The sequence below is a fragment of the Allobosea sp. RAF48 genome, assembly GCF_052114025.1.
Classification (GTDB): domain Bacteria; phylum Pseudomonadota; class Alphaproteobacteria; order Rhizobiales; family Beijerinckiaceae; genus Allobosea.
The window spans coordinates 160145-183353 of the sequence record NZ_JBFRDZ010000002.1 but is presented as its reverse complement, the minus strand read 5'-3'; the positions used below and the strand labels follow the sequence as shown (position 1 = coordinate 183353).

Here is a 23209-nt window from a genome sequence, read left to right as displayed (position 1 = left end):
GCACCGGCCGCGCGCGGCGGCCGGCGGTCTCAGGTCAATCGAGGGAACGCCAGATCGCCGCGCGTCCCACCGGACGCGACGACGGCGATCTATTTATTTGGTATTGCATCGGATTTTCCGAAAAGCGGAAGCCACTTTGCGGTCCGATGCGATGGCCGGGATCACCGGAAGGGCGGGGAGTAGAGCAGTCCGCCCTTGGTCCAGAGCTGGTTCGGGCCGCGGGTGAGGCCGAGCGGGGTCTTCTCGCCGAGGTGACGCTCGAAGAGCTCGCCGTAATTGCCGAGCTGCTTGATGGCGTTGTAGGCCCATTTGTTGTCGAGGTTCAGCATCTTGCCGAGATCGCCGTTGACGCCGAGCAGGCGCTGGATCTCGGGATCCTTGCTCTTGAGCTGTTCGTCGATATTGGCCTTGGTGATGCCGTATTCCTCGGCCGCGATCAGGGCGTTGACCGTCCAGGAGACGATATCGCGCCAGTTGCTGTCGTTCTGGCGGACGACGGGAGCGAGCGGTTCCTTCGAGATCGTCTCGGGCAGGATGACGTATTGCTTCGGGTCGTTCGCGATCGCGCGCACCGAGGCCAGGTCCGAGCGGTCGGTGGTGATGACGTCGCAGCGGCCGGAGAAGAAGGCGTTGCGCCACTCGTCGGGATTCTCGAAGACGACCGCCTCGTACTTGATGTTGCGGGGCTTGAAGTAGTCTTCGAGGTTCTGCAGCGTCGTCGTGCCGGGCAGGATGCAGACGGCCGACTGCGACAGCTCAGCCGCGCTCTTCACGCCGAGCTTGCTCGAAACCATCAGCCCCTGGCCGTCATAGAAGACGACCGGCGCGAAATCGAGCCCGAGCGAGGTGTCGCGCGAGAAGGTCATCGTCGTCTGGCGCGACAGGATGTCGACCTCGCCCGATTGCAGGCCCTGGAAGCGCACATTGGTGTTGAGCGGAACGAAATCGACCTTGTCCGGCACACCGAAGACGGCGGACGAAATGGCGCGGCAGATATCGCTGTCGAAGCCCTGACGGACGCCCTTGTCGTCGGCATAGGAGAAGCCCGGAGCCGTCGGGGAGACGCCGCAGAGAATTTTGCCGCGCTTCTTCACAGCCTCGAGCGTCGCTTGCGCCGAGGCGGGTGCGGCGAACACGGAAAAGGCGGCCGCGGCGAGACCGAGCGCGGCCAGCTTGCTGAACATTTTTGGCATAGGCGTTTCCCCTGGTGCGCGCCTGTCATCGGCGCGTCGGAAGGGAGCCTATTGAGCTGCGGTTGCCGCGGCAAGACCTTCCGCGCATCGCGTGATGACAGAGCACGGTGACGGCACCAGGCTGGCGCAGTAGGCTCGGGGCGAACCGGATCGTGCCCTTGAAATCCCGACTCGCCAGATTCCTGCTGCTGTGGATTCCGCTCGCGCTCGCCGGCCTGGGGCTGGGAGCGGCGATCGAAGCCATTCGTGCGCGTGATGCGCTCCAGCGCGAGGGGACGACGCTTCATCGCGTGATCTCGCAACGCGCCGAGCAACATGACGCGCATCTCACCAGCCTGGCGGCGGTACTGGCGAGTTCGACCGCGGACTCCGCCACGTTCCGGGCGGTCGTCGAGGCAATGCAGCGCTTTTATCCGCGTATCGCGGCCGTTGAGCTGGCAGGATCAGGCGCTCCGCCGGAGGGGCTCGACAGGAAAGCAGTCGAAAACCTCAAGGATTTCGATCCGGCCGCGCTCGCGGCGCGCATCCGGGAGCTTTCGCCGGGGCAAGCCAGCACGCTGCCCAGCCGCGGGGGAAAGCCCTTCTACGCCCTCGTCAAACGTGTACCGGATAACGGTTCCGAGCCGCGGGCGCTGGTTCTCGTCATCGACGCCACGCGCATGGCCGAGCCGGAGAGTGGCTTGCCGGAGGAGACCGCGCTTACGCTTCGCAATAGCTCCGGGGCCGTGATCGTCCAGCAGGGAAGGGAGCGTCCGCCCGGCATGGCGATGCCTGAGCTCGCCTTCGAGCGGGCACTGGGCAGCCGCTCCCAGCCGCTCGTCCTGACGCTGGAGCGGCGGCCGGCGTTCGCCGAGATCCTGCCGCCTGCGCTGCTGATTGGCTGGCCGGTGGCTTCGGGGCTCGCCGTGCTGCTGCTTCTGGCGGTGCTGCGCGAACGGCGCGCCAGCCAGCGGGCGCGCGAGGCCATGCGCCTGCACCAACAGGATGCGCGACTGGCCCATGCGATGCGCGTGAACACGGTCGGCGAGATGGCGTCCGGCATCGCCCATGAAATCACCCAGCCGCTCACAGCGATCCTGAGCCAGAGCCAGGCGGGCCTGCGGCTTGCGCGCTCCGGGGCGGCGAAGCCGGACGAGCTGATCGGCGTCCTCGAAGCGAATGTGCGGCACGCGCGGCGCGCCGGCGAGATCCTGGAGCGGCTGCGGGCCTATGTGACCCGCCGCGAGCCGCAGCCGCGGCCGCACGATCTCAACCGGATCGTCCGCAACGTCGTCGCCCTGACCCAGCGCGACCTGCAGGAGCGCGGAATCGCTCTGCGATTGGAACTCAGCCCGTCGCCGCTGCAGGCGCGGGTCGATCGGGTCGCGATCGAGCAGGTGGTGCACAACCTCGTCCGCAACGCGGCCGAGGCCATGGAGAGCAATTCCGGAGGCCGGCGCGAGATCACACTCGCGACCCGCCTCGTCGAGCACGAGGCCGAGATCGCCGTGAGCGATACCGGTCCGGGGATCGCGGAGGCAGATCTGGAGCGGCTGTTCGAGCCGTTCTTCACCACCAAGAACGGCGGCATGGGGCTCGGCCTGCCGCTCTGCGAGCGCCTGGTCGAGTCGGCTGGCGGGCGCATATCAGTGCGCAGCGACGCCGGTCGGGGCGCTGTGTTCACGGTTCGCTTTCCGGCTCTCGCCGGCGAGCAGGGGATCGCGGCCGAATGAAGCCTGCTGCCCGCATGGTCTATCTGATCGACGACGATGTCGATGTCCGCGATGCGCTCGCGCTCTTGCTGCGAACCATGGGGTTCGCGGCAAAGGCCTTCGCCAGTGTCCAGGCCTTCCTGGAGCGCCCGAACGCGCGCCCGGACGGCTGCGTCGTCGCCGATATCCGCATGCCCGGGACATCCGGCCTGCAATTGCTGGAGCGCATGGCGGCCGAGGTCGAGCGAATGCCCACCGTCATCATCACCGGCCATGGCGATGTCGCCGCCTGCCGTCGCGCCTTCAAAGCCGGCGCCGTCGACTTCCTCACCAAGCCGATCGACGAGCAGGTGCTGCTCGAGGCGATCGAGGCGGGTTTCGCGGCGCTGGACGAACACTGGCGGACGCAGGCCGCGCGTGCCGGGCGAGAGGCGCTGCTGGCGAAGCTGACACAGCGCGAGCGCGAGATCCTCGACCTCGTCGCCGATGGTCTTTCGACCAAGGAAATCGCCCGCGCGCTCGACGTCTCTCCGCGCACGATCGAGACCCACCGCGCCAATATCGCCGAGAAGCTGGGCGCCGGCTCGGTGGCCGAGATGGTCCGTATCGCCCTCGAAGGGTAGCGGCTCAACAGGTCCGCTGACCAGACCGCGCTTGCAGACCTCTCCGTAGGATTACGGAGAGGTCTCCGGCGCCGCACCGATCTTTTTTCGCCGCGCGGTTCGGTAGCTTGGTCCCGGTCGAGCTCAGGGCTCGCCCATGCCCCGCATCGGAGAGATCATGTCCAAGGTCGTTTTTGCCGCCGCCGCAGCGCTCGCTCTCATTCCGGCCGTCGCCGGCGCCCAGGTCCTGCAGGAGCGCAACATGCCGCTCGCCGTCGCGCAGGAAATCGCCCAGGCGACCGTCGACGCCTGCGCTGCCAAGAACTTCAACGTCACCGCCACGGTCGTCGACCGCGCCGGCGTTGTCCGGGCCGTGCTGCGCGCCGACCGGGCCGGCCCGCACACCGTCTCGGCAAGCCGCGAAAAGGCCTACACCGCGGCTTCGGCCCGCAACGTCACCAGCGCGATCGCCGAGGGCGCCGAGAAGAACCCGGCCGCGCGCCACATGGCCTCGATCGAGGGCTTCCTGCTGCTCGGCGGCGGCGTGCCGGTCAAGGTCGGCGACGAGGTGATCGGTGCCGTCGGCGTCGGCGGAGCGCCCGGCGGCCATCTCGATGAGGAATGCGCCAATGCCGGCATCGAGAAGGTGAAGGCGAAGCTGCGCTGAGCCCGGCCTTTCGGTCATCGCCAGGCAGGTGGCCGCTCGCGCGGCCGCCTGCCTTGTCGTTCGAGGAGTACGGCCATGCCGAGAATGCTGCTGGGCGCCCTGGCGCTCCTTGCCGTCGTCTGCTCGGGTCAGGCCGAAGCGCAGACGGCGCCGAGCCCGGCGGAGCTGGCAGCCTATCGCGGCTTGCACGCGGCGGCCGTGACCGGCAACGCCGCGGCCATCCGCCAGCTTGCCGCAGCGGGGAGCGATCTCGACGCACGCGACGGCAATGGCCGCACGCCGCTGCATGTCGCGGCCTTCCAGGGCCGGGCCGAGGCGGCGCGCCTCCTGATCGCATCCGGGGCGAAGCCCGGACTGCTCGATGACCAGCGCTATGACGCGGTGACGATCGCGGCGGTGCGCGACGACGTGCCGATGGTGAAGGCGCTGCTGGCATCCGGCGCGTCGGCCAAGCTCATCACCAGCCGCTATGACGGCACGGCGCTGATCGCGGCCGCGCATCTCGGCCATGACCGCGTCGTTCGCGCGCTGATCGAGGCCGGGGCGCCGCTCGACCATATCAACAATCTCGGCTGGACCGCTCTGATGGAGTCGGTGGTGCTGGGCGACGGCGGGCCACGCCATGTCGAGACGGCCCGTGCTCTGCTCGCCGCGGGAGCAGATCGCTCCATCGCGGACGGGCAGGGCGTCACGCCGCTGCGACACGCCCGTGCGCGCGGCTATCAGGCCATGGCCGAAGCGCTGGAAAAGCCGGAAGGACGCTGAAGCCGCGCGGCTCGAAGACGCGCGATCACGCTTGCCGGGGCAGGCATGCGCGGCCGCCGGTCCTCATTTCGCTCCTTCGCGACCGACCGGCTCCGATCCTCCGGCATGGAACCCCGCCTGCGGCTTCACCGTTTAGGCAGGCAGCGGGAGAAGTTTCGACATGCCCTCGAGAGCGATGGAATTGCGCCGTTCGGACGTCCGCGTCACTCCGGCGCGATATGAACGATGCCAGGATTCCGACGGGAACCGATATGTCGTCGCGGTGTGGTCTGACGCAAACGGGATCGCGCGCTTTACCCTCCTCGACGGAACATCGCTTGCGCGCGTCGATGGCGAGACGTTCGAGACGCCGGGCAGAACGCGCCTGCGCCGCTGCAAGGACGCTCCCTTTGCGCATTGGGCTTGAGCGATAACGCGCCCGCCTTGCCGCCAAACATTGTTCGTGACCTCCGCGGGGCGGGACAGCAGATGACCGACGCTCCGCCTCCCTCCCAGCGTTCACGCATGCGCCAGTTCTTTCGGGTCGCCCTCCGCTACTGGAGCGACCGGGAGACGCGCTGGCGGGCCTGGGGGCTGACGGCCGCCGTACTGCTCTTCATTGCCGCGCAAACGGCGAGCGCGGTCGGCATCAACGAATGGAACCGCCTGTTCTTCGATGCGCTCGAGAAGCGCGACGTCCCGGGCGTATGGTCGGCGACGGGATGGCTGCCTCTTCTGGTCGTGGCATCGACCCTGTCGGTGTCGGGACTTGTGGTCTGCCGCATGCTGCTCCAGACGCGCTGGCGCGAGAATCTGACCCGGCGCGTCTCGGGCTGGTGGATCGCCGATCAGCGCTATTACCGCCTGGGGTTCCTGACCAAGAAGCTGACGGCGCCGGAATACAGGATCGCCGAGGATGTTCGCCTCTCGATCGAGCCACTGGTCGAGTTGGCGATCGGGCTGATCAGCGCCTTCATCACGGCGGCGACCTTCGCCGCCATCCTCTGGCAGGTCGCGGGCTCGGCCGAGGTGACGCTGGGAACCGTCACGGTCGTGATTCCGAGCTATATGGCCTTCGCTGCCGTGCTCTATGCGGCGATCGCCTCGCTCGCGGCCTATCTGAACGGCAGGCCGCTCGTGGGTCTCGTCTCGCACAAGAACGAGATGGAAGCCCAGTTCCGGGCCGAGATGACACGGCTGCGCGAGAATGCCGAAAGCATCGCGCTGATCCGCGGCGATGCCGACGAGTTGAGCACGGCCGGCCAGAACTATCGGCGCGTCGTCACCGCCTGGCTCGGGATCATCCGCCAGCAAGGCATCATCGCCCTCGTGCTCAATACCAACGGAGCCTTGTTCCCGATCGTGCCGCTTCTGCTCATCGCGCCCAAATTCCTGGCGGGATCCGTGACGCTCGGCGCGGTCGTGCAGGTCGTGGCGGCCTTCAGTGCGGTTCAGGCGGCGCTAATCTGGTTCGTCGACAATTTCGTCAGGCTGGCGGAGTGGTTCGCCTCCGTCACGCGCGTCGACGAACTGGTCGAGGAGCTGCAGGCGCTCGATGTCGGCACGATCATGGAGGCGGATACGCAGATCGAACTCGGGGAGAGCGAGGACGAGGCGATCCATATCGAGAATTTGTCGCTGGCCCATAGCAATGGCCGTATCGTCGTCGCGGATGCGACTGTCGCCATCGAGCGCGGTGCGAAGGTTCTGATCGTCGGGGAGAGCGGCTCCGGCAAGAGCACGATCATCCGGGCATTGGCCGGGCTCTGGCCCTGGGGATCAGGCTCGATCCGCGTGCCCGCAGGGCAATCGATCGCCTTCGTCCCGCAAAAGCCGTATCTGCCGCGCGGGACGTTGCGCTCGATCCTGCTCTACCCGGCTTCGGAGCGCCCGGTCGACGAAGAGACGATGACCGGAGCGCTGCAGCGCTGTGGCCTAGGCTATCTCTCCAGGCGGCTCGACGAGGAAGACGATTGGGACCGCATCCTTTCGGGGGGAGAGCGCCAGCGCGTCGCCTTTGCGCGCCTGCTGATCCAGAAGCCTGACATCATCGTCATGGACGAGGCGACGTCCGCGCTCGACGAGGAGAGCCAGGAAGTGCTGCTCGGGCTGTTCGACGGCGAACTGGCCGATGCGACGCTCATCAGCGTCGGGCACCGCCCGGGGCTGGAAGACTATCACGAACAGAAGATCACGCTCGAACGCCGCCCCGCTGGAGCCCATCTCACGTCCAAGCCTATCGGGCGTTCGTTGTGGCGCCTTTTCCGGGCCCGCCGGGAGGCCCGTGAAGATACCGCAGACTGAAGCACGGCGAGGCTTGCCGGTGCCGGCCTGCGGCGGGCCGAGATCGACCAGCCGCAGGCTCGGTGTCAGCTCTGCACGAAGGCAAGCAGATCGGCGTTGAGCACGTCGGCATTCACGGTCAGCATGCCGTGGCTGAAGCCCGGATAGGTCTTCAGCTTGCCGTTCTTGAGGTGCTTGATCGACTCGTGCGCGGCGGCGCCGATCGGCACGATCTGGTCGTCCTCGCCATGCAGGACGAGGGCCGGCACGCTGATTGCCTTGAGATCCTCGGTCTGATCGGTCTCGGAGAAGGCCTTGATCCCGTCGTAATGGGCCTTGGCGCTGCCCTCCATGCCCTGGCGCCACCAGTTCCGGATGACGCCCTGATCGACCTTCGCGCCCGGCCGGTTGAAGCCGTAGAAGGGGCCGGTTGGGACGTCGAGGAAGAACTGTGCCCGGTTGTCGGCGAGCGCCTTGCGGAAGCCGTCGAAAACCTCCAGCGGCAGGCCGCCGGGGTTGTTGTCGGTCTTGACCATCAGAGGCGGCACGGCGCTGACGAGCACCGCCTTGGCGACGCGCCCCTGCGGCTCGCCATGCCTGGCGACATAGCGTGCAACCTCGCCGCCGCCGGTGGAATGGCCGATATGGACCGCGTTCCTGAGATCGAGATGCTGCGCGACCGCCGAGGCATCCGCCGCATAGTGATCCATGTCATGCCCCTCCCAGACCTGGGAGGAGCGGCCATGGCCGCGGCGGTCATGCGCGACGACGCGATAGCCCTTCGACAGGAAGAAGAGCAGTTGCCCGTCCCAGTCATCCGAGGAGAGCGGCCAGCCATGGTGGAACATGATGGCCTGGGCGTCTTTCGGTCCCCAATCCTTATAGAAGATCTCGACCCCGTCCTTGGTTGTGACGAATGGCATGTCAGTCTCCTTCAGTGTGCCAAACATGGTCCTTGCGTCGACGGTGCCGGCGCAATCGGCTCCATCGAATTTCTTCGCGATGCCAGTCGTCGGATCGGCAGCGCCTGACGCGCTGCAATCTGCAACGGCATCACCGGGCCGTCTTGTCCGATTGCCCGGAGTTTTGTGCTTTATCGTCTCGATCTGGCAGAGATGCGTCAAAGCGGGCTGCGCCATGCCGCCGGAGGGGTCCCGGAATAGCGCGTGAAGGCGTGTGCGAAATGACCCGATCATCAGCGCCGCAATTGGGGGCGGCCGTCAAGAGAGACCAAGGTGCCGCGCGGCGCATGGCGTCGACTTTCAGCTTCTCACTCTCAAAGGTGCTGCAGATTGCGGCAGGTCGCATTTGAGGAAACATCATGATTCTGGTCTGTGGCGAGGCACTGATCGACCTGTTCGTCGATGCGCCCGAGCGTGGCGAGATGCCGGCGCGGGCGGTTCCCGGTGGTTCACCGTTCAATGTCGTGATCGGGCTCGCGCGGCTCGGCGTCGAAACCGGATTCCTCGGAGGCATTTCGCGCGACGCGTTCGGTTCGCTGCTGGCCGATATCCTGGCGCGGGAAGGAGTCGATCGCCGTTATCTGGTCCGGACGGACCGGCTCAGCACGCTCTCCGTCATCGCGACGAACGAGAGCGGCCAGCCCAGCTACAGCTTCCATGGCGAGGGTGCCGCGGATCGCTCGCTGCTGCCGTCCGATCTGCCTGCGACGCTTCCCGGGGCCGTCGAGGCACTGGCTTTCGGGTCCTACACCATGGCGGCCGAGCCGGTGGGGTCGAGCCTCGCCGCGCTGGCCGAGCGCGAGAAGGGCAGGCGGTTCATCAGCGTCGACCCCAATTTGCGACCGACGGCGCTCGGCGGGCTGGCGGGCTGGCGTGCGGCGGCCGAACGCTTCTATCGCGCCGCGAACCTGATCAAGGCCAGCGAGGAAGATGTGCGGATCGCCTGGGATGGGCAGATCACCATCGCCGAAGCCGCCGCCTATTGGCTCGATCTCGGCGCGCAACTGGTCGTCATCACCGAGGGGGAGCGAGGGGCAATGGCCTTCTCGGCTGCCGGACGGATCTCCGTGCCTGGGCGGCTCGTCACGGTTTGCGACACGGTCGGCGCTGGGGATGCCTTCCACGCGGCGCTGCTGGCGCGGCTCGCGCAAACCGGCCGGCTGCATCCGGCGGCACTGGCCGAACTCGATATCGCGTCCGTTCGCGAACTGCTGAACTATGCGAGCGCCGCGGCGGCGCTTTCGGTCACGCGCCGGGGTGCGGTCTTGCCGACTGCTGCGGAGGTGGAGGCGTTGCTATCTCTACCGGCGTAGTTGCCGCCGTCCGCCGCGCAAGTGGTCCGGGCTCCGGCTCAGGGCGCGACGCGGGTCAGTTCGAGGCGCTGTGGCGGCTCCAGGATGCGGCGGGCGGTCGAGATCGTTCGGACGCTCGTCGGATTGCGGTCGATTTCGTACATCCGGATCAGCCGCGTGCTGTCGAGGTCGTGTTCCCACAAATCGGGCTTCTCCGGCTCCGCAGATTCGGCCACGCAACGGGTGAAGGCGAAAGGCGTGTAGATGGGAAAGGCGTAGGGTTCCCACCCATCCGATCCCATCGGACTTGGCCGTTCCATGATCCACTCGGCGCTGGCGCCGCTGATGCGCAAACCCGCTGGCGCCGATGCGTCGAAGGCCTGCAGGATGATGCCCTTGCTGACATTCTTCAGATTGCAGCGCACCGTCGTCTCGTCGAGCACGGTGACGAGCGCGCTGATCTCGTCATAGGGATCGATAGGTAGTGCGAGCTCCTGAATCGGGAGATCCTGCCCCCGCGCCCACCATTGGAACCAGCTCAAATACTCGGCATGCGGCGCGGGCCCCGTAAGCCAGCGCTGCCGCGTCCCGATCTGGGGGAGGGAGGAATCGAGATAGAGCTTCTGCCCGTCGAGACCGATCCACGTCGAACTCTGGTATTCCGGCTCCGTTCCGCCGGGCGGCGCGGAGACCGCGGGCACAGTCCAGTTCGCCATGACGGAGACGAGACTGCGGCCGTCACGGGGCGTCACATAACCGCCCGACCAGTTCATGCTCTTCTGCATCGGCCAGGAGGCTTGTGCGGCAACGCGGACGATGCCCGTGGGCGGAGCCACATCGGCGGCTTTCAGCACGCTGAGGAACTGCAAGGGCGGAGCGTTCGGCCGCGGATGCAGGAAAGCCAGGCGAAATGCCGCGGCCGCCGGATTGCCCCTGAATTCCGCCGGGGTAGGCAGGCCAAACCGCTGCAAATCCTCGTCGCTCGCATGCGCGGGATTGAAGGTCTCCGGTGGCAATGGATAGGGCGCGATGGCGCCGTTCCGGGGGCGGGGCTTGGTCGTGCCGTGGGGCGAGCGGCTGGCCATTGCCGCCTCCTCACTCAGCTTTCCATTCGGCGGCGGCCTTCGTCACGGCCTCGCCGAATGATTTAAGCGTGTAATGAGCTGCGTTTTGCCCCGTGCCGGTGTGTTTCGACAATTTGGCGAAAGCCGCCAATGCCAGGGCCGCCCCGGCAGCGGAATCGCTCGGATAATGCAGTCCGGCGATCTCGCGATTGCGCGCGACGCGCCGCGCGAGGGCCATGAGCGTTTCTTTCGCGGCGGTCTGGTCAGCCTGCGGCAATGCCGGAGTCACGATCTTCAACATGTGCTCCATGCAGGCCGCCATGAGATGTGCCTGGGTGGCATGGCCGCTGGGATAGGATGAATGTCCGGGGACGGGGATCGGGGGCATCAGCGCCGGGCATTCCCAGGATGGACGCGGGCGCTGGAAAACCTGCTTGTAGTAGAGGGCACTGAAAGACGCGACCAGGCTGGCGATGTGCAGGACCCGGAAGGTCCGCGGATGGGAGGCCGGCGTCATCGTCAGCGCTTCCATAAAGGTGGTGATGAACTCGCCATCCTGCGCGAGGATTTCGCCCAGCGCCGATGCGCGCTCGTCGCGCGCGGCTGCGAGCAGGTTCTTGATCTCCCGCGCCTGCCTGGTCTCCGTCCCTTCCGTGCCGTTCAAGCCGATCAGGATGTCCGCCAGGGCGTTGTTCAACTGGTCGGTGTTCCAGCTCGTCGCGGCGAACTCCGTCAGCACCCGGAAGGCATACCATTGCGCGGCCCAGTTGCGATCCGCGAAGGTCGCCGGCTCCCCGCCGGTGGCAGCATTTGTGAAAAGGACTTTTTTCACCGGTCCGGACGTCGGGTCCAGCCGGATATGGACCGATTTCTTGAGGTCCCGGATCCGCCCGCCCGCCGCCGTCGATTCCATCGAGAACGGAAAATCCGCCCTGTCGGGCACGAACCAGTTGCCGGCGTCGCCGCTGATGCCCGCGTTTCCGGTGTTGCCGGTATTACCCGTGTTCCCGGTATTGCCCGTATTGCCGGTCATCGCATGAACCCCGCACGGTTGCTGTTACGGCAAACTCGTTAGGCGTCGGCTCAGTCAGGCAGGCCTGCTTCCCGTAAGTGCCCGATCCATTTCTCCAGAATAGGCGGAGCGAACGGGCAGCGCGGCGCATAGGGTGTCAGTCTAAAATCGGGCTGGAGCAAGAGAAGGCGATCAGCCGCGCTTGCTGCCTCCCTGGAGCGGCCTGCTGCGACCAGGCTTGCGGCAAGCGTACGTAAAGTAAAGCGGATCGAGGGATTATGCGCAACAGCACTGCGCGCCCAACCGACCGCTTGATCGTAGTCGCGATTGATGTAGTGCGCCTGAGCCAGGATGCCCTCATGCCAGAAGCGGTAGGGATCGGCGGGGGCGAGACGCTGTCCCGTCTCGCCGTGCTCGACGGCCAATGGGCCGTCGCCGGCGAAACCGCGTGCGGCGCTGCTCATCGTCCAGGCCATCGCCACGCTCGGCCCGGCCTCGATCGCCCGGTCGAGGAAGCGCTGTGCGGTGATCGCGTCGCGCAGGAAGTAGGCCTGGACATGGCCGTAGATCGCGAGCGCGAGCGGGTCGTTTCCGTCGCGCTCGATGGCTGCGCGCGCCCGATCGACCGCTGCCTGCGCATCGCCATCCGGGTCGGGCGAGCCGAGTTCGCCGACGCGGAAGACATGCCAGAGAGCCGTGTAGGTGAAGGGCGGCGCGTAGGACGGGTCCAGCGCCATGGCCTGCTGCAGCAGCCCGCGCGCACGGGCAAAGCTGTCGGCGTCCATCTTGTAGAGCAGGTCCAGCGCCTGGAGCAGCAGGTCATAGGCGGTCATGTTCTGCGGGTGCTGACGCAAGGCACGCCGCAGCTCGCGTTCCCGGACATGGGGCGCGACAGTTCTGACAAGTTCCAGTGCGATCCGGTCCTGGAGGTCGAACAGCTCGTTGACCTGGCCGTCGTAGTGATCGGCGCTGACCACCGCCCCGTTCTCGTTGGCGATGAGCTCGGTGCTGATGCGTACGCGGCTGTGGGACAGCGAGACGGTGCCGTCCATGACGTAGCGGACGCCGAGCTTGCGCCCGACTGTGACCGGGTCGATCCGCTGCCGGCCAAATTCCAGCGTCGACCCGCGCGATATGACGAACAGTTCCTTGAGGCCCGACAGCGACTGAATGATCGAGTCGACCACACCATCGGCGATGGAGGCTTTGTTCGATCGGGCGCCGTTCATGCGGAACGGCAGGACGGCAATCGAGGCCCTTGCGTCTGTCCCGGCGTGGCTCTCGCCGATCTTGCGTACGGGAGCATGCCCCGGCTCGGGACGAAGAGCGAAGACCCGCACCGGCCGCTCGTGATTGCGCAGGAAGATCTCACCCATATCGGAGCCCTGCGTCCTCTCCGCTACGTCGAGCTGCTCGAAAACAGCCTCCGAAACGATGACCCCACCCTGTTCTGCGTAGGATTGCAGCCGGGCCGCGACATTGACGCCATCCCCGAAGATGTCGTCGTTCTCGAAGATGACGTCGGCAAGATGAATGCCCATCCGAAATGCGATCCGCAGGGACGCGGGCTGATCGACGGTTGCTGCCGCAAGCGCCTGCTGGAGAGACAGGGCGCAACGGGCTGCCACGGGCGCGCTATCGAACGTCGCCAGAAATCCGTCGCCCGTGTTCTTGACGATCTGTCCGTCATGCTCGCGCACGCAAGGGTCGATCAGGCCGGCGCGCAGGCTCATCAGCCGTTGATGCGTCGGTTCTTCCGCCGCCTCGCTCAGGCGCATGTAGCCGACCACGTCGGCTGAGAGAATGGCGGCCAGACGACGTTGCATCTTCGCAGAAGCTCTCACACCTGAAGCCGGCCCTGTAAGGGCCGGGATCACCACGATGGATCAAGCCTCCCCGGATGCTGGCATGAGAGCGGTGCGAGGTCCACCGCAAGCATTGCCGAACCGGTGCCTGGGTCATGAAGCGAAAACGCTGGCGGTTGTCTTCCGATGCGGAGCGATCTGTCGAGATGAGGTTCCGGGCCGGGCTGGAAGAGCGCCCATTCGACCTCTGGGAACCGCGGGCATGAGCCGCCTGCGACCTATTTCTTCGGGTCGCTGTAGAGCATGTCCATCCGAGACAGCCCGATGTCGCTCAACGTGTGTTCGTCGAGAGGGGCCGTATCAGCTTCGCTGCGCCATAGGATATGGGCCGGGATCAGCCAACGAAGCAGACCTGAGGCGGCGCGTGCCGGCGGCGGCGCCGGCGACACTTCTGCCGTCCGGTCGCGCAGCGAAGCCTGAGCTGCTAGGCTTGAGAGTGCATGAGAAAGGTTCAGAGCGTCGTGCACAATTGAGCTCCGTTCGGTCGGGCTCTCACCGAGGTCGCGGGATGCGGTCGCGGCGGCCTTTGGCGACGGAGTTCTCTACCGTTCACGCTGCAGGTTCTGTGCGCTGAATCACATAGCCTCAGGCTGCTCCGGAAACCCGAATGTCGGGGGGCGCCAGATGAACGATAGGCCTCTTCGCATCGCGAGCCTCCTGGCTGTGAACCCGTTCTTCGCGGGTTTGCTTCCGGGAACGCTGGATGAGATCGCGCTCATCTGTCGCCCTCGGCATCTGGCGGCGCGAGAGGTCCTGTTCCTGAAGGGCGATCCGGGCGACGGCCTCTATGCGATCCGTCGCGGCCTGATCCGCATCGGCACAACGAATGATCTGGGGCAGCAGATGACGGTCAATCTGCTCGGAGGCGGCGACATCTTTGGTGAAATCGCTCTTCTCGATGGTCGCTCGCGAACGGCGGATGCGGTTGCCATGGAGGATACGGAGATGTTCTTTTTGCCCCGCCGGGATTTTATGAAGCTGCTTTCGACCGACCCCACGATTTCGTTGCAATTGATCGAGCTTCTTTGCGCGCGGCTGCGCGACGTCCTGCGGCGCATGGAGGAGACAACCTTCCTGCCTGCGGCGACCCGGCTGGCCCGGCGCATCCTCACGCTCGCGATCGACTACGGCGCGGAGGTGCACGCGACGCAGGACGAATTGGCGTCCCTCAGCCGGATTACGCGCGAAACCGTGAACCGCCAGCTCCAGAGCTGGAAGCGGATGGGCGTTATCGAGCTTGGGCGCGAACGTCTAACGATCCTCGATATCGATGCGTTTCGCAGGCTTGCGAAGATCGCGGCAGCCAAGCCCAGCCGCGACAGCGCCTGAGCGGTTCTACGCTCTTCCGGCGATGACGAGGGAATAGACCGCAACGGGCTGATCGTATCCTTTCAGGACACGCGCCTCCAGAGCGACAAGCGGCAGGCGCGAACCCACCGCTTGAGCCGCGGCGCGATCACAAAGAACCTCGAAATCATCCGCGATCGAACACAGGCGCGAGGCGAGGTTCACGACATTGCCGATCGCGGTATAGTCGAGGCGGCCTTCCGAGCCGATCCGGCCGACGGTCGCCGGGCCCATTGCAAGGCCCACGCCGAATCCGAGTCGATGATCGAGGCTGTGCCGGCTTGCCAACAGCTCGTGCACGCCGAGCTGCATATCCCTCGCCATTTCCAGAGCGCCCAGTGCGGGATCGTCACAGGGCACCGGCGCATTGAACAGCACCATCGCGCCGTCGCCGGAGAAGTTCGTCAGCGTGGCGCCGTGGCTGCTGACCACCTTTTCGAGAGCGGTGTAGTATTGGCCGAGCATGCCGATGACGGTTTCGGGCTCCGCACGGGCAGAGAAGGCGGTGAACCCGCGCAGATCGCAGAAGGCGACGACCACGTCGACGCGCCGCCCGTCGAGCAGGTGATCGTCGCCGGTGCGTTCCACGAGTTCTGCCACCTGCGGGGCCAGAAAGCGCTTCAGGCGGTTGATCCGCTCCGAGCGTTCCTGCGAGACCGCCAGCTCGCTCGCCATCTCGTTGAAACGGGTCGCCAGCCGTTCGAACTCATCGCCCGTCGCAAGGTGAATCCGATGCTCGAAATGTCCGGCGCCGATGCGGCCCACGCCATCTTCCAGAAGGACGATGGGTTCGACCATGCGTTGGGTGAGCCAGTAGGCGAGCATGGCGGCGAGGCCTGCGCCGGCAATGAGCAGAGCCATGGTGCGCCACAGGGCAGCGTAGATCGGGCCGAAGGCCTCGACGACGGGTTGCTTGACGACGACGCTCCAGTCGACGCCGGATATCGGCGCCATCGCGGCGAGCACTCTGCCTCCCGTGACGTCCCGGCCGGCGATCGCTTCCCCCGGGCGGGTCAGGATGGAGGCTCGCAGGTCCCGCAATGGCTTCGCGGCGGTTTCATCGGCTCGCAGGACCAGGCTGATGTCCGGGTGAGCGATGAGGCGGCCCGGCTGGTCGAGCACGAAGGCTTCCCCCGTACGCCCGACGCGTATCGCCGAGATCACGTCCCAGATGAATTTGAGATTGACTTCGGCCATCGCGACGCCCGCGGTCGGGCGATTTCCGGCAACCGCGATGGTCATGAAGGGTTCGGAGCCGCGTTGAAACGTGACCGGGCCGAACCAGGCACGATGCGAGCGCGCTCCCGCAACGGCCGGATTCCCGGATTGGTCTTTGCCGCTCTCGACCCTGTTGAGGCCGATGCGAGACAGGAACAGCCGTTCCCGGCCGGCGGCGTCGACAAGGCTGAGGCTCTCGATGGCCGGCACCTGGCGAAGCACGAGGTAGGCGTCGAGCTTACGCTTCTCATCCGCGCTGTCGGGCCAGGGCAGCAGCACCGCCCATCCGAGCTGATCGCGGATGCCCTCGATGAAATCCTGAATTCTGGACGCGGCTCCTCGGGCCTCGGCATCGAGAACATCGCTCAGCCCGGTGCGCTGGTCGCGATAGCCGAACCATGCTTCGACGCTTCCTGCAAAAAGCAACGGCACGACGACGGCAGCGAACAGGGCAAGGAAGTACTTCCAGAACAACGATCTTCGCGGCGCCGCTGGCTGGTTGGACATCGCGTTGGCTCGCTCGGCGGCTCACCGGCCGGGGTTATTCGATCACGAAGTCGGCGCTGCTCAGAAGCGAAGGGGGGATCGACAGATGGAGGGCGTTCGCCGCCTTCAGGTTGATGAACATCTCGACCTTGGTGACGCGCTGGACCGGCAGCTCCGAAGGCTTCGCCCCCTTGAGGATACGGCCAGCATAGACCCCCGTGTGACGGTGCGACTGCTCGAAATCGCCGCCGTAGCTCATCAATCCGCCGGCTACGGGAAAGTCGCGGGATTGGGTGATCGCGGGGATGCCGTGGGCGGCGGCGAGCGCGGCGAGCTGCGGGCTGCGGTAAGCGAAATAGGGGTCGGAGGTGAAGACGAGCCCGCCAGCACCGGCTTGAGCCGCACCGGCGAAGAGCGCGTCAAATTCCTGTTCCGTGCTGGCCTTGAGCAGATGCAGAGCCAATCCCAGGCTGCCCGCTGCACTGTTGAGGTTCGCCGATTGCGAGCTCGAGGTCGGGCTGGCCGGGTTGACGGCGATGGCGAAGAGCCTGGCGTTCGGGAGCAGCTCCGCCATGAACTCCAGGCGCTTGCGCGAAACTTCGACGCTGAGGCTCGAGACGCCGGTGAGGTTGCCGCCAGGACGGGACAGGCTTTCCACCAAACCGAGTGCCACGGGATCGCCGCCCAGCTCAAATACAACCGGGATCGTGGCCGTCGCCGATTTTGCCGCGAGCGCGACCTCTGCGCCGCCCGGCGCGACGATCACGTTCGCCTGGCGACCGACCAGATCTTGCGCGAGCGCCGGCAGGCGCTTGTACTCGCCTTCCGCCCATCGAAAATCGATCGTGACGTTGCGCCCTTCGACATAGCCAGCTTCGGCCAGCCCAGCGCGAAAGGCCACAAGACGGCTGGCGTAGCGATCCGGGGTTTCCGAACCGAGATAGCCCAGCAGCGGCATTGCGGGTTGCTGAGGCCGCGCCGGGCTGGCCCACACCGCCGCCCCGCCCGCAAGAGCGAGGACGTTGCGCCGGTTGACGCGGGCACCTGCCTCGGTCGAAGCGAAGGGCAAGAAGCGCAAGGCATTCTCTCCTTCCAACATCGTCCATTCATCTGGAGCGGCGGGATACTACCCCAGTCAGGTGGCAGCAGCATAGTTGCGTTGGGTCACCCGGAGCCCGGAAGCCGGGGCCCGTCTTGCGCCTTCTCCGCGAGGGAAGAACCAGATGCGTTTCGGCGCCTGTTGCCGTGCCGCGGCGGGCGGCCGGAGGAACCGGAGGGGGCTAGCTTCCTTCGAAGACGCGCTTGCGCGCGTTTTCGAGATGGACTTGCATGGCCCGGCGAGCGGCAGCCTCGTCGCGGCTCTCAATCGCATCGAGGATGGCCTTGTGCTCGCGCTGGACGGTCAGCAGGCGCGACCGTGGCTGGATCAGCGAGAGGTTGCGGTTCAGGCTGATGCCCGTGGCGATCTGCTCGTGCAGCGCGTTGAGCGTCGTCACGAAGAAGTGGTTGCCGGTCGTCTCAGCGACGGCGCGATGGAAGGTGATGTCCTCCTCGACGCCGAGCCGTCCCTGCTCGCCGACGATCTCCAGTGCGATGAAGGCGTGGCGCAGTTTCAGGAAGCCGTCCTCGTCGCACATCTTCGCTGCCAGCGCGGCGGCTTCCCCTTCCACGGCAATCCGGAAGACGAAGCAGCGCTGGATGTCGGCGATGCTGTTGATCGGCGCAAAGCTACGCACATCGGGCGCTGGCCTGCGCAGGACATAGGAGCCCGATCCGCGCCGCGATTCGATCAGGCCGTCGTCGCGCAGCCGGCCCAGCGCTTCGCGAACGATCGGGCGGGAGACGGCCAGGCGCTCGGCGAGTTCGCTCTCGGAGGGCAGCCGAGCGGCTACGGCGAAATCCCCGGTCATGATCTGACTCAGGATGTACTCGTAGACGCGGTCGCCAAGCTTGCCGGTGCTCATTGTCTTCGCCGCGGGCCATTTTTCATCGCGTCAATCGCACTCCCGCCGGGCAAGAGCCGGTATGCATTTTCAGGATGCTACTTTACAACTTATTTTACAAGTTATAGGCGTTTGGTCGAAGTGTGCTGCAACCGGCGCCGGACCGCTTTCGACTCGGGCGTCGATGCCGCGAGTGGGCGGCGCATCTCTTCGGGAATGAACTGATGTCCAAGCTCAAGCCGGAAACACGCAACAAGCTCCGCGCCGTCTCCGTCGCCACGGTCTGCACGGCCCTCTTCAAGCGCGGCTTCCGCAACCAGTTCATCCAGGATGTCCGGCCGTTGAGCCAGGATACCGGCACGATGGTCGGCGAAGCCTTCACGCTTCGCTACATTCCGGCGCGCGAGGATCTGAATCCGCTCTCGGTGTTCCAGGACCGGGCGCATCCGCAGCGCAAGGCAGTCGAGGATTGTCCGCCCGATGCGGTGATGGTGATCGATAGCCGCAAGGATGCGCGTGCCGCCTCGGCGGGCGGCATCCTCGTCTCGCGGCTCATGAAGCGGGGCGTTGCCGGTGTCGTCACCGATGGCGGCTTCCGCGATTCCCCGGAGATCGCGCAGCTGCCCATCCCGGCCTATCATAACCGGCCGGCGGCGCCGACCAACCTGACGCTGCATCAGGCTGTAGACATCAACGTGCCGATCGGCTGCGGCGATGTCGCTGTCTGGCCGGGGGACGTCGTGCTCGGCGATGGCGAGGGCGTCGTGGTCATCCCGGTTCATCTCGCCGACGAGGTGGCGGATGAGGCGGTCGAGATGACCGCCTTCGAGGATTTCGTCACCGAGGAGGTGATGAAGGGCCGCTCGATTCTCGGCCTCTATCCCGCGACGGAGGAGCAAACGAAGATCGACTTCGCCGCCTGGCGCAAGGATAGGAACCGCTGAGGACCGCTCGCCGCGGTCCGCAGCCGCCCCGGCTCAGACCGTCTCGCCGACTGCCTGGAGATAGAGGTCGAGGATCGCCTCTTCCTCCTTGCGCTCTTCGAGATCGCGCTTGCGCAGCGCCACGACCTTGCGCAGCACCTTGACGTCGTAGCCGTTGCCCTTGGCCTCGGCATAGACCTCCTTGATGTCGTCGGCGATCGTCTTCTTCTCTTCCTCGAGCCGCTCGATGCGCTCGACAATGCTCTTGAGCTGATCGCCCTGAACCGGATCGTCCATCTGATATCCTTCCGGGGTATGAAAATTCGGCGGGCAGCGTTCGCCCGGATTGGGGCAGGGCGTCAAGCCGCAAACGCCCGGCCCTCAACAGCTGTGATGCCGCAATTCCATCCGGAGATACCGCCGAAGAAAAGTATGACTTAATCGCCATAAGACAGATGACGCCGACCTTCGCGGCACCTAAGAAGGATCAAGAGAACTGCTGTGGCTAGCGGCAGCGCCGGGTGGAAATGAGCAACGTGCACAGTCCTGTGACCGAGACAGCGAAGCTGCGGGAGACGGCGCGAAAGATCTACGATGCCGCCGTTTCGCGGGCTCATCCGTCCGGATGCCTGCCGCAGCATCTTCCGCCCGCCCCGGCGACTGGCCGCCTGATCCTGCTCGCTGCCGGAAAGGCTGCGGGCAGCATGACCGCTCTTGCCGAAGCTCACTATCTCGATGGCGGCTTTCCGCCCGAGCGTCTTCTCGGCCACGCGGTCGCCCGCCACGGCTATACGACGCCGACGCGCCGCATTCCCATGGTGGCGGCCGGCCACCCGGTGCCCGATCAGGGCAGCATCGACAGCGCCGAACAGGCCCTGGCGCTCGCCGCTTCCGCGACGGCGGATGATCTCGTCCTGGTCCTGCTCTCCGGCGGCGGTTCAGCCAATTGGGTCGCCCCGGCAGGCAGGCTTGCGCTCGCCGAGAAGCAGGCGGTCAACAGGGCGCTGCTGCGCTCCGGCGCCCCGATCGGCGAGATGAACATCGTCCGCAAGCGCCTGTCGCGGATCAAGGGTGGCCGGCTTGCCTTGGCGGCCGCGCCTGCCAAGGTGCTGACGCTCGCAATCTCCGACGTGCCCGGCGACGAGCCGACCGCTATCGCCTCGGGGCCGACCGTCGCCGATCCCTCCACGACGGAGCAGGCCCGCGCCATCGTCGCCCGCTACGGGCTCGACCTGCCGCCCGCCGCCCGAGCCCTGCTCGACGACGCCGCCAACGAGACGCCGAAGCCCGGCCATTCTGCCTTCGCGAACAGCGAATTCCGTATCATCGCCCGTCCGGCCGACGCGCTTGCGGCCGCTCGCGCCACCGCCGAGGCGGCGGGCTACGAGGTCCATGATCTCGGCCCGGACGTGGAAGGCGAGGCCCGCGAGGTTGCTGCGGGCCATGCGGAGCTAGCGCGGCGGCTGAAGCGCGAGGGCAGGCGTGCCGCGATCCTCTCCGGCGGCGAGCTCACCGTGACGCTGCGCGGCTCCGGCCGCGGCGGTCCCAATCAGGAATATGCCCTGGCGCTGGCGATCGCGCTGGCCGGCGAGCCCGGCATTGTCGCGCTCTCGGGCGATACCGACGGCACCGATGGCGGCGGCGGTGAGGCGAGCGACCCTGCGGGCGCGTTCATCGACCCGCAAACTTTGGTGCGCGCGGCCGAAATCGGCCTTGATCCCGCCCGATCCCTCGCCGACAACGACTCGACCGGCTTCTTCGAAGCGCTGGGCGATTTGCTGCAGCCGGGACCGACGCTCACCAATGTCAACGACTGCCGCGTAATCCTGATCGAGCCGTGAGATTTCTCCTGAACCAGCGAGTGGTCCTTCTGGCGGCCTGCTGCGCCGCCGCCTTCGTCGCAAGCGCCTTGCCGGCCAAGGCCGATTTGCGCATGTGCAACACGACCTCGAGCCGCATCGGCGTCGCGATCGGCTACCGTGACGCGCAGGGCTGGACGACTGAGGGCTGGTGGAACATCAGCCCGCGCGGCTGCGAGACGCTGTTGCGTGGCACGCTGGCGGCGCGCTTCTACTACGTCCACGCTCTCGATTACGACAAAGGCGGCGAATGGACCGGCAAATCCGTCATGTGCGTCCGCAACAAGGAATTCACGATTCGCGGCATCGAGGACTGCCTGGCTCGCGGTTATGACCGCGCCGGCTTCTTCGAAGTCGATACCGGCGAGCAGAAGAGCTGGACGATCCAACTCACCGATACAGGCGGAGCCGCATCGCCGCGCCCCTGACGGGAACACCGGAACGGGATGCTGCGGCGACAATGATTGAAGCCGGCCTTGTCGGCCGGTTGGGGAAGGCGGAGACGGGCGACCAGCGCCGCAGAGCGCGCAGGCGGCCCGGCCCGCGGATGAATTCACGGGTGCTGACAGGCCCGGGCGGAAACGGCCCGGCCTTACGGGGACTGACAATGAAGCGCGAACGCCGGATCAAGATCATCGCCACCCTCGGACCCGCCTCCTCCAGCGAGGAGATGTGCGCCAAGCTGTTCGAGGCTGGCGTCGATGTCTTCCGCATCAATATGAGCCACACCCAGCGCGAGACGCTGGCGGAGAAGGTGGCGATGCTGCGCGGGCTGGAAACCAAGTTCCGGCGCCCGGTCGGCATCCTTGTCGATCTGCAGGGCCCCAAGCTGCGCGTCGGCCAGTTCGGCGGCGATGGCGGTGTGATGCTGGAAAAGGGAGCGATCTTCACCCTCGATTCAGACGCTGCGCCGGGTGATGCCAAGCGCGTCCAGCTGCCCCATCCCGAGATCCTGAGCGCGCTCGAGCCCGGCCACAACCTCATCCTCGATGACGGCAAGCTGCGCCTTGTCGTGGAGAGGGCCTCGCAAAAGGAAGCCGTCACGCGCGTCACGGTCGGCGGGCGCCTGTCGTCGCGCAAGGGCGTCAGCCTGCCCGACACCACCATCCCCGTCTCGGCGATGACCGAGAAGGACCGGGCCGACGCCGAGGTCGCGGCCGAGGTCGGCGTCGACTGGATCGCGCTTTCCTTCGTGCAGCGTCCCGAGGACATGGCGGAGCTGCGCAAGATCGTGCGTGGCCGGGCGCTGGCGCTGGCCAAGATCGAGAAGCCTCAGGCCGTATTGCGGCTGGAGGAGATCATCGAGGCCTCGGATGCCATCATGGTCGCGCGCGGCGATTTGGGCGTCGAGATGCCGCTCGAGAAAGTGCCGGGCACGCAGAAGCGGATGATCCGCATGGCGCGGCGCAAGGGCAAGCCTGTGGTGGTCGCTACGCAGATGCTGGAGAGCATGATCACCAGCCCGGTGCCGACCCGCGCCGAGGTCTCGGACGTCGCGACCGCGGTCTTCGAGGGCGCGGACGCCGTGATGCTCTCGGCCGAGAGCGCCGCCGGCCAGTACCCGGTCGAGGCCGTGACGATGATGAACCGCATTGCCGAGGAGGTCGAAGGCGAGACGGTCTACCGCTCGATCCTGGAGGCGCAGCGCGCCGAGCCCGAGGCCACCGGCGCGGACGCCATCGCCAAGGCCGCCCACGAGATCGCCGAGACCCTGCACCTCAAGGCGGTCTGCGCCTGGACCTCATCCGGCTCCACAGCCTTCCGCATCGCCCGGGAGCGCCCGAATTCGACCGTGATCGCACTGACGCCGAACCGCGCCACGGCGCGCCGTCTCACGTTGGTCTGGGGCGTGCACGCCATCGTCACCAAGGACGCCAGCGACGCCGACGACATGGCTTTCCGCGCCTGCAAATTCGCGGTGCGCGAGCATTATGCCAAGCTCGGCGACCGGATCATCGTCGTTGCCGGCGTGCCCTTCGGCACTCCTGGTGCGACCAACATGGTCCGCATCGCCTTCATCGGCCAGGAGCATGTCGCGAAGGCATGAGCCGCGAGGGG

The 23209-nt window shown here is 66.5% G+C and carries 19 protein-coding genes and 1 pseudogene; 11 read left to right on the top strand and 9 right to left on the bottom strand.

Going from position 1 to position 23209, the window contains the following annotated elements; translation table 11 throughout:
• Positions 1-161: 161 nt before the first annotated feature.
• A complete protein-coding gene (locus tag AB4Z10_RS04240) occupies positions 162-1184 on the bottom strand; it encodes an amino acid ABC transporter substrate-binding protein (protein ID WP_441469503.1) in 1023 nt (340 codons plus the stop codon).
• 167 nt (positions 1185-1351) lie between these two features.
• Between AB4Z10_RS04240 and AB4Z10_RS04235 the strand changes: the two genes are divergently transcribed.
• From AB4Z10_RS04235 to AB4Z10_RS04215, 5 genes are all read left to right on the top strand, one after another.
• On the top strand, positions 1352-2905 hold the full coding sequence (locus tag AB4Z10_RS04235; RefSeq protein ID WP_441469129.1) for a sensor histidine kinase: 1554 nt from the start codon (positions 1352-1354) through the stop codon (positions 2903-2905).
• The gene (locus AB4Z10_RS04230) at positions 2902-3507 is read left to right on the top strand and encodes a response regulator transcription factor (protein WP_441469128.1); all 606 of its coding nucleotides are present in this window, start codon (positions 2902-2904) and stop codon (positions 3505-3507) included. Before AB4Z10_RS04235 ends, AB4Z10_RS04230 begins: the two co-directional genes overlap by 4 nt.
• A gap of 157 nt (positions 3508-3664) precedes the next feature.
• Complete coding sequence (locus tag AB4Z10_RS04225) at positions 3665-4153, top strand: GlcG/HbpS family heme-binding protein (RefSeq protein WP_441469127.1); 489 nt, start codon at positions 3665-3667, stop codon at positions 4151-4153.
• A 75-nt stretch (positions 4154-4228) separates the two neighbouring features.
• Positions 4229-4918, top strand: a complete 690-nt coding sequence (locus tag AB4Z10_RS04220; RefSeq protein ID WP_441469126.1) for an ankyrin repeat domain-containing protein — start codon at positions 4229-4231, stop codon at positions 4916-4918.
• Positions 4919-5386: 468 nt separating this feature from the next.
• The gene (locus tag AB4Z10_RS04215; RefSeq protein WP_441469125.1) at positions 5387-7201 is read left to right on the top strand and encodes an ABC transporter ATP-binding protein/permease; all 1815 of its coding nucleotides are present in this window, start codon (positions 5387-5389) and stop codon (positions 7199-7201) included.
• A gap of 65 nt (positions 7202-7266) precedes the next feature.
• On the opposite strand, the gene AB4Z10_RS04210 is transcribed toward AB4Z10_RS04215, so the two are convergent.
• Positions 7267-8103 carry an alpha/beta fold hydrolase gene (locus AB4Z10_RS04210; protein WP_441469124.1) on the bottom strand — a complete coding sequence of 279 codons (837 nt, stop codon included), beginning with the start codon at positions 8101-8103 and terminating at the stop codon, positions 7267-7269.
• A 398-nt stretch (positions 8104-8501) separates the two neighbouring features.
• On the opposite strand from AB4Z10_RS04210, the gene AB4Z10_RS04205 reads away from it, so the two are divergent.
• Positions 8502-9455, top strand: coding sequence for a carbohydrate kinase family protein (locus AB4Z10_RS04205; protein ID WP_441469123.1), 954 nt, complete (start codon positions 8502-8504; stop codon positions 9453-9455).
• A 38-nt stretch (positions 9456-9493) separates the two neighbouring features.
• On the opposite strand, the gene AB4Z10_RS04200 is transcribed toward AB4Z10_RS04205, so the two are convergent.
• Genes AB4Z10_RS04200 through AB4Z10_RS04190 form a run of 3 tightly spaced genes read right to left on the bottom strand, consistent with a single transcriptional unit; the run spans position 9494 to position 13336 of the window.
• Positions 9494-10519, bottom strand: coding sequence for a G1 family glutamic endopeptidase (locus AB4Z10_RS04200; RefSeq protein WP_441469122.1), 1026 nt, complete (start codon positions 10517-10519; stop codon positions 9494-9496).
• 10 nt (positions 10520-10529) lie between these two features.
• Positions 10530-11531 (bottom strand): phosphatase PAP2 family protein, encoded by a 1002-nt coding sequence (locus AB4Z10_RS04195; protein WP_441469121.1) that lies wholly within the window; start codon positions 11529-11531, stop codon positions 10530-10532.
• A 50-nt stretch (positions 11532-11581) separates the two neighbouring features.
• Positions 11582-13336 (bottom strand): adenylate/guanylate cyclase domain-containing protein, encoded by a 1755-nt coding sequence (locus AB4Z10_RS04190; RefSeq protein WP_441469120.1) that lies wholly within the window; start codon positions 13334-13336, stop codon positions 11582-11584.
• 702 nt (positions 13337-14038) lie between these two features.
• Between AB4Z10_RS04190 and AB4Z10_RS04185 the strand changes: the two genes are divergently transcribed.
• Positions 14039-14704 (top strand): Crp/Fnr family transcriptional regulator, encoded by a 666-nt coding sequence (locus AB4Z10_RS04185; RefSeq protein ID WP_441469119.1) that lies wholly within the window; start codon positions 14039-14041, stop codon positions 14702-14704.
• A gap of 6 nt (positions 14705-14710) precedes the next feature.
• Here the strand turns inward: AB4Z10_RS04185 and AB4Z10_RS04180 are convergent, their stop codons facing one another.
• The 3 genes from AB4Z10_RS04180 to AB4Z10_RS04170 form a co-directional block, all read right to left on the bottom strand.
• Positions 14711-16447 carry a cache domain-containing protein gene (locus AB4Z10_RS04180; protein ID WP_441469118.1) on the bottom strand — a complete coding sequence of 579 codons (1737 nt, stop codon included), beginning with the start codon at positions 16445-16447 and terminating at the stop codon, positions 14711-14713.
• A 34-nt stretch (positions 16448-16481) separates the two neighbouring features.
• On the bottom strand, positions 16482-17504 hold the full coding sequence (locus AB4Z10_RS04175; protein WP_441469117.1) for an ABC transporter substrate-binding protein: 1023 nt from the start codon (positions 17502-17504) through the stop codon (positions 16482-16484).
• A gap of 202 nt (positions 17505-17706) precedes the next feature.
• Positions 17707-18390, bottom strand: coding sequence for a FadR/GntR family transcriptional regulator (locus AB4Z10_RS04170; RefSeq protein ID WP_441469116.1), 684 nt, complete (start codon positions 18388-18390; stop codon positions 17707-17709).
• 203 nt (positions 18391-18593) lie between these two features.
• Here AB4Z10_RS04170 and AB4Z10_RS04165 point away from each other — a divergent pair, with 203 nt between their 5' ends.
• Complete coding sequence (locus AB4Z10_RS04165) at positions 18594-19313, top strand: ribonuclease activity regulator RraA (RefSeq protein WP_441469115.1); 720 nt, start codon at positions 18594-18596, stop codon at positions 19311-19313.
• A gap of 33 nt (positions 19314-19346) precedes the next feature.
• Here AB4Z10_RS04165 and AB4Z10_RS04160 read toward each other — a convergent pair whose 3' ends face one another.
• Positions 19347-19589 carry a DUF2312 domain-containing protein gene (locus AB4Z10_RS04160; RefSeq protein WP_038363023.1) on the bottom strand — a complete coding sequence of 81 codons (243 nt, stop codon included), beginning with the start codon at positions 19587-19589 and terminating at the stop codon, positions 19347-19349.
• A 230-nt stretch (positions 19590-19819) separates the two neighbouring features.
• Here AB4Z10_RS04160 and AB4Z10_RS04155 point away from each other — a divergent pair, with 230 nt between their 5' ends.
• The 3 genes and pseudogenes from AB4Z10_RS04155 (at position 19820) to pyk (ending at position 23198) form a co-directional block, all read left to right on the top strand.
• Positions 19820-21133, top strand: a complete 1314-nt coding sequence (locus tag AB4Z10_RS04155; protein ID WP_441469114.1) for a glycerate kinase type-2 family protein — start codon at positions 19820-19822, stop codon at positions 21131-21133.
• 20 nt (positions 21134-21153) lie between these two features.
• Positions 21154-21549, top strand: a pseudogene (locus AB4Z10_RS04150) (DUF1036 domain-containing protein); the annotation flags it as partial.
• 209 nt (positions 21550-21758) lie between these two features.
• Positions 21759-23198, top strand: coding sequence for a pyruvate kinase (pyk, locus tag AB4Z10_RS04145; RefSeq protein ID WP_441469113.1), 1440 nt, complete (start codon positions 21759-21761; stop codon positions 23196-23198).
• The last annotated feature ends 11 nt before the right edge of the window (positions 23199-23209 follow it).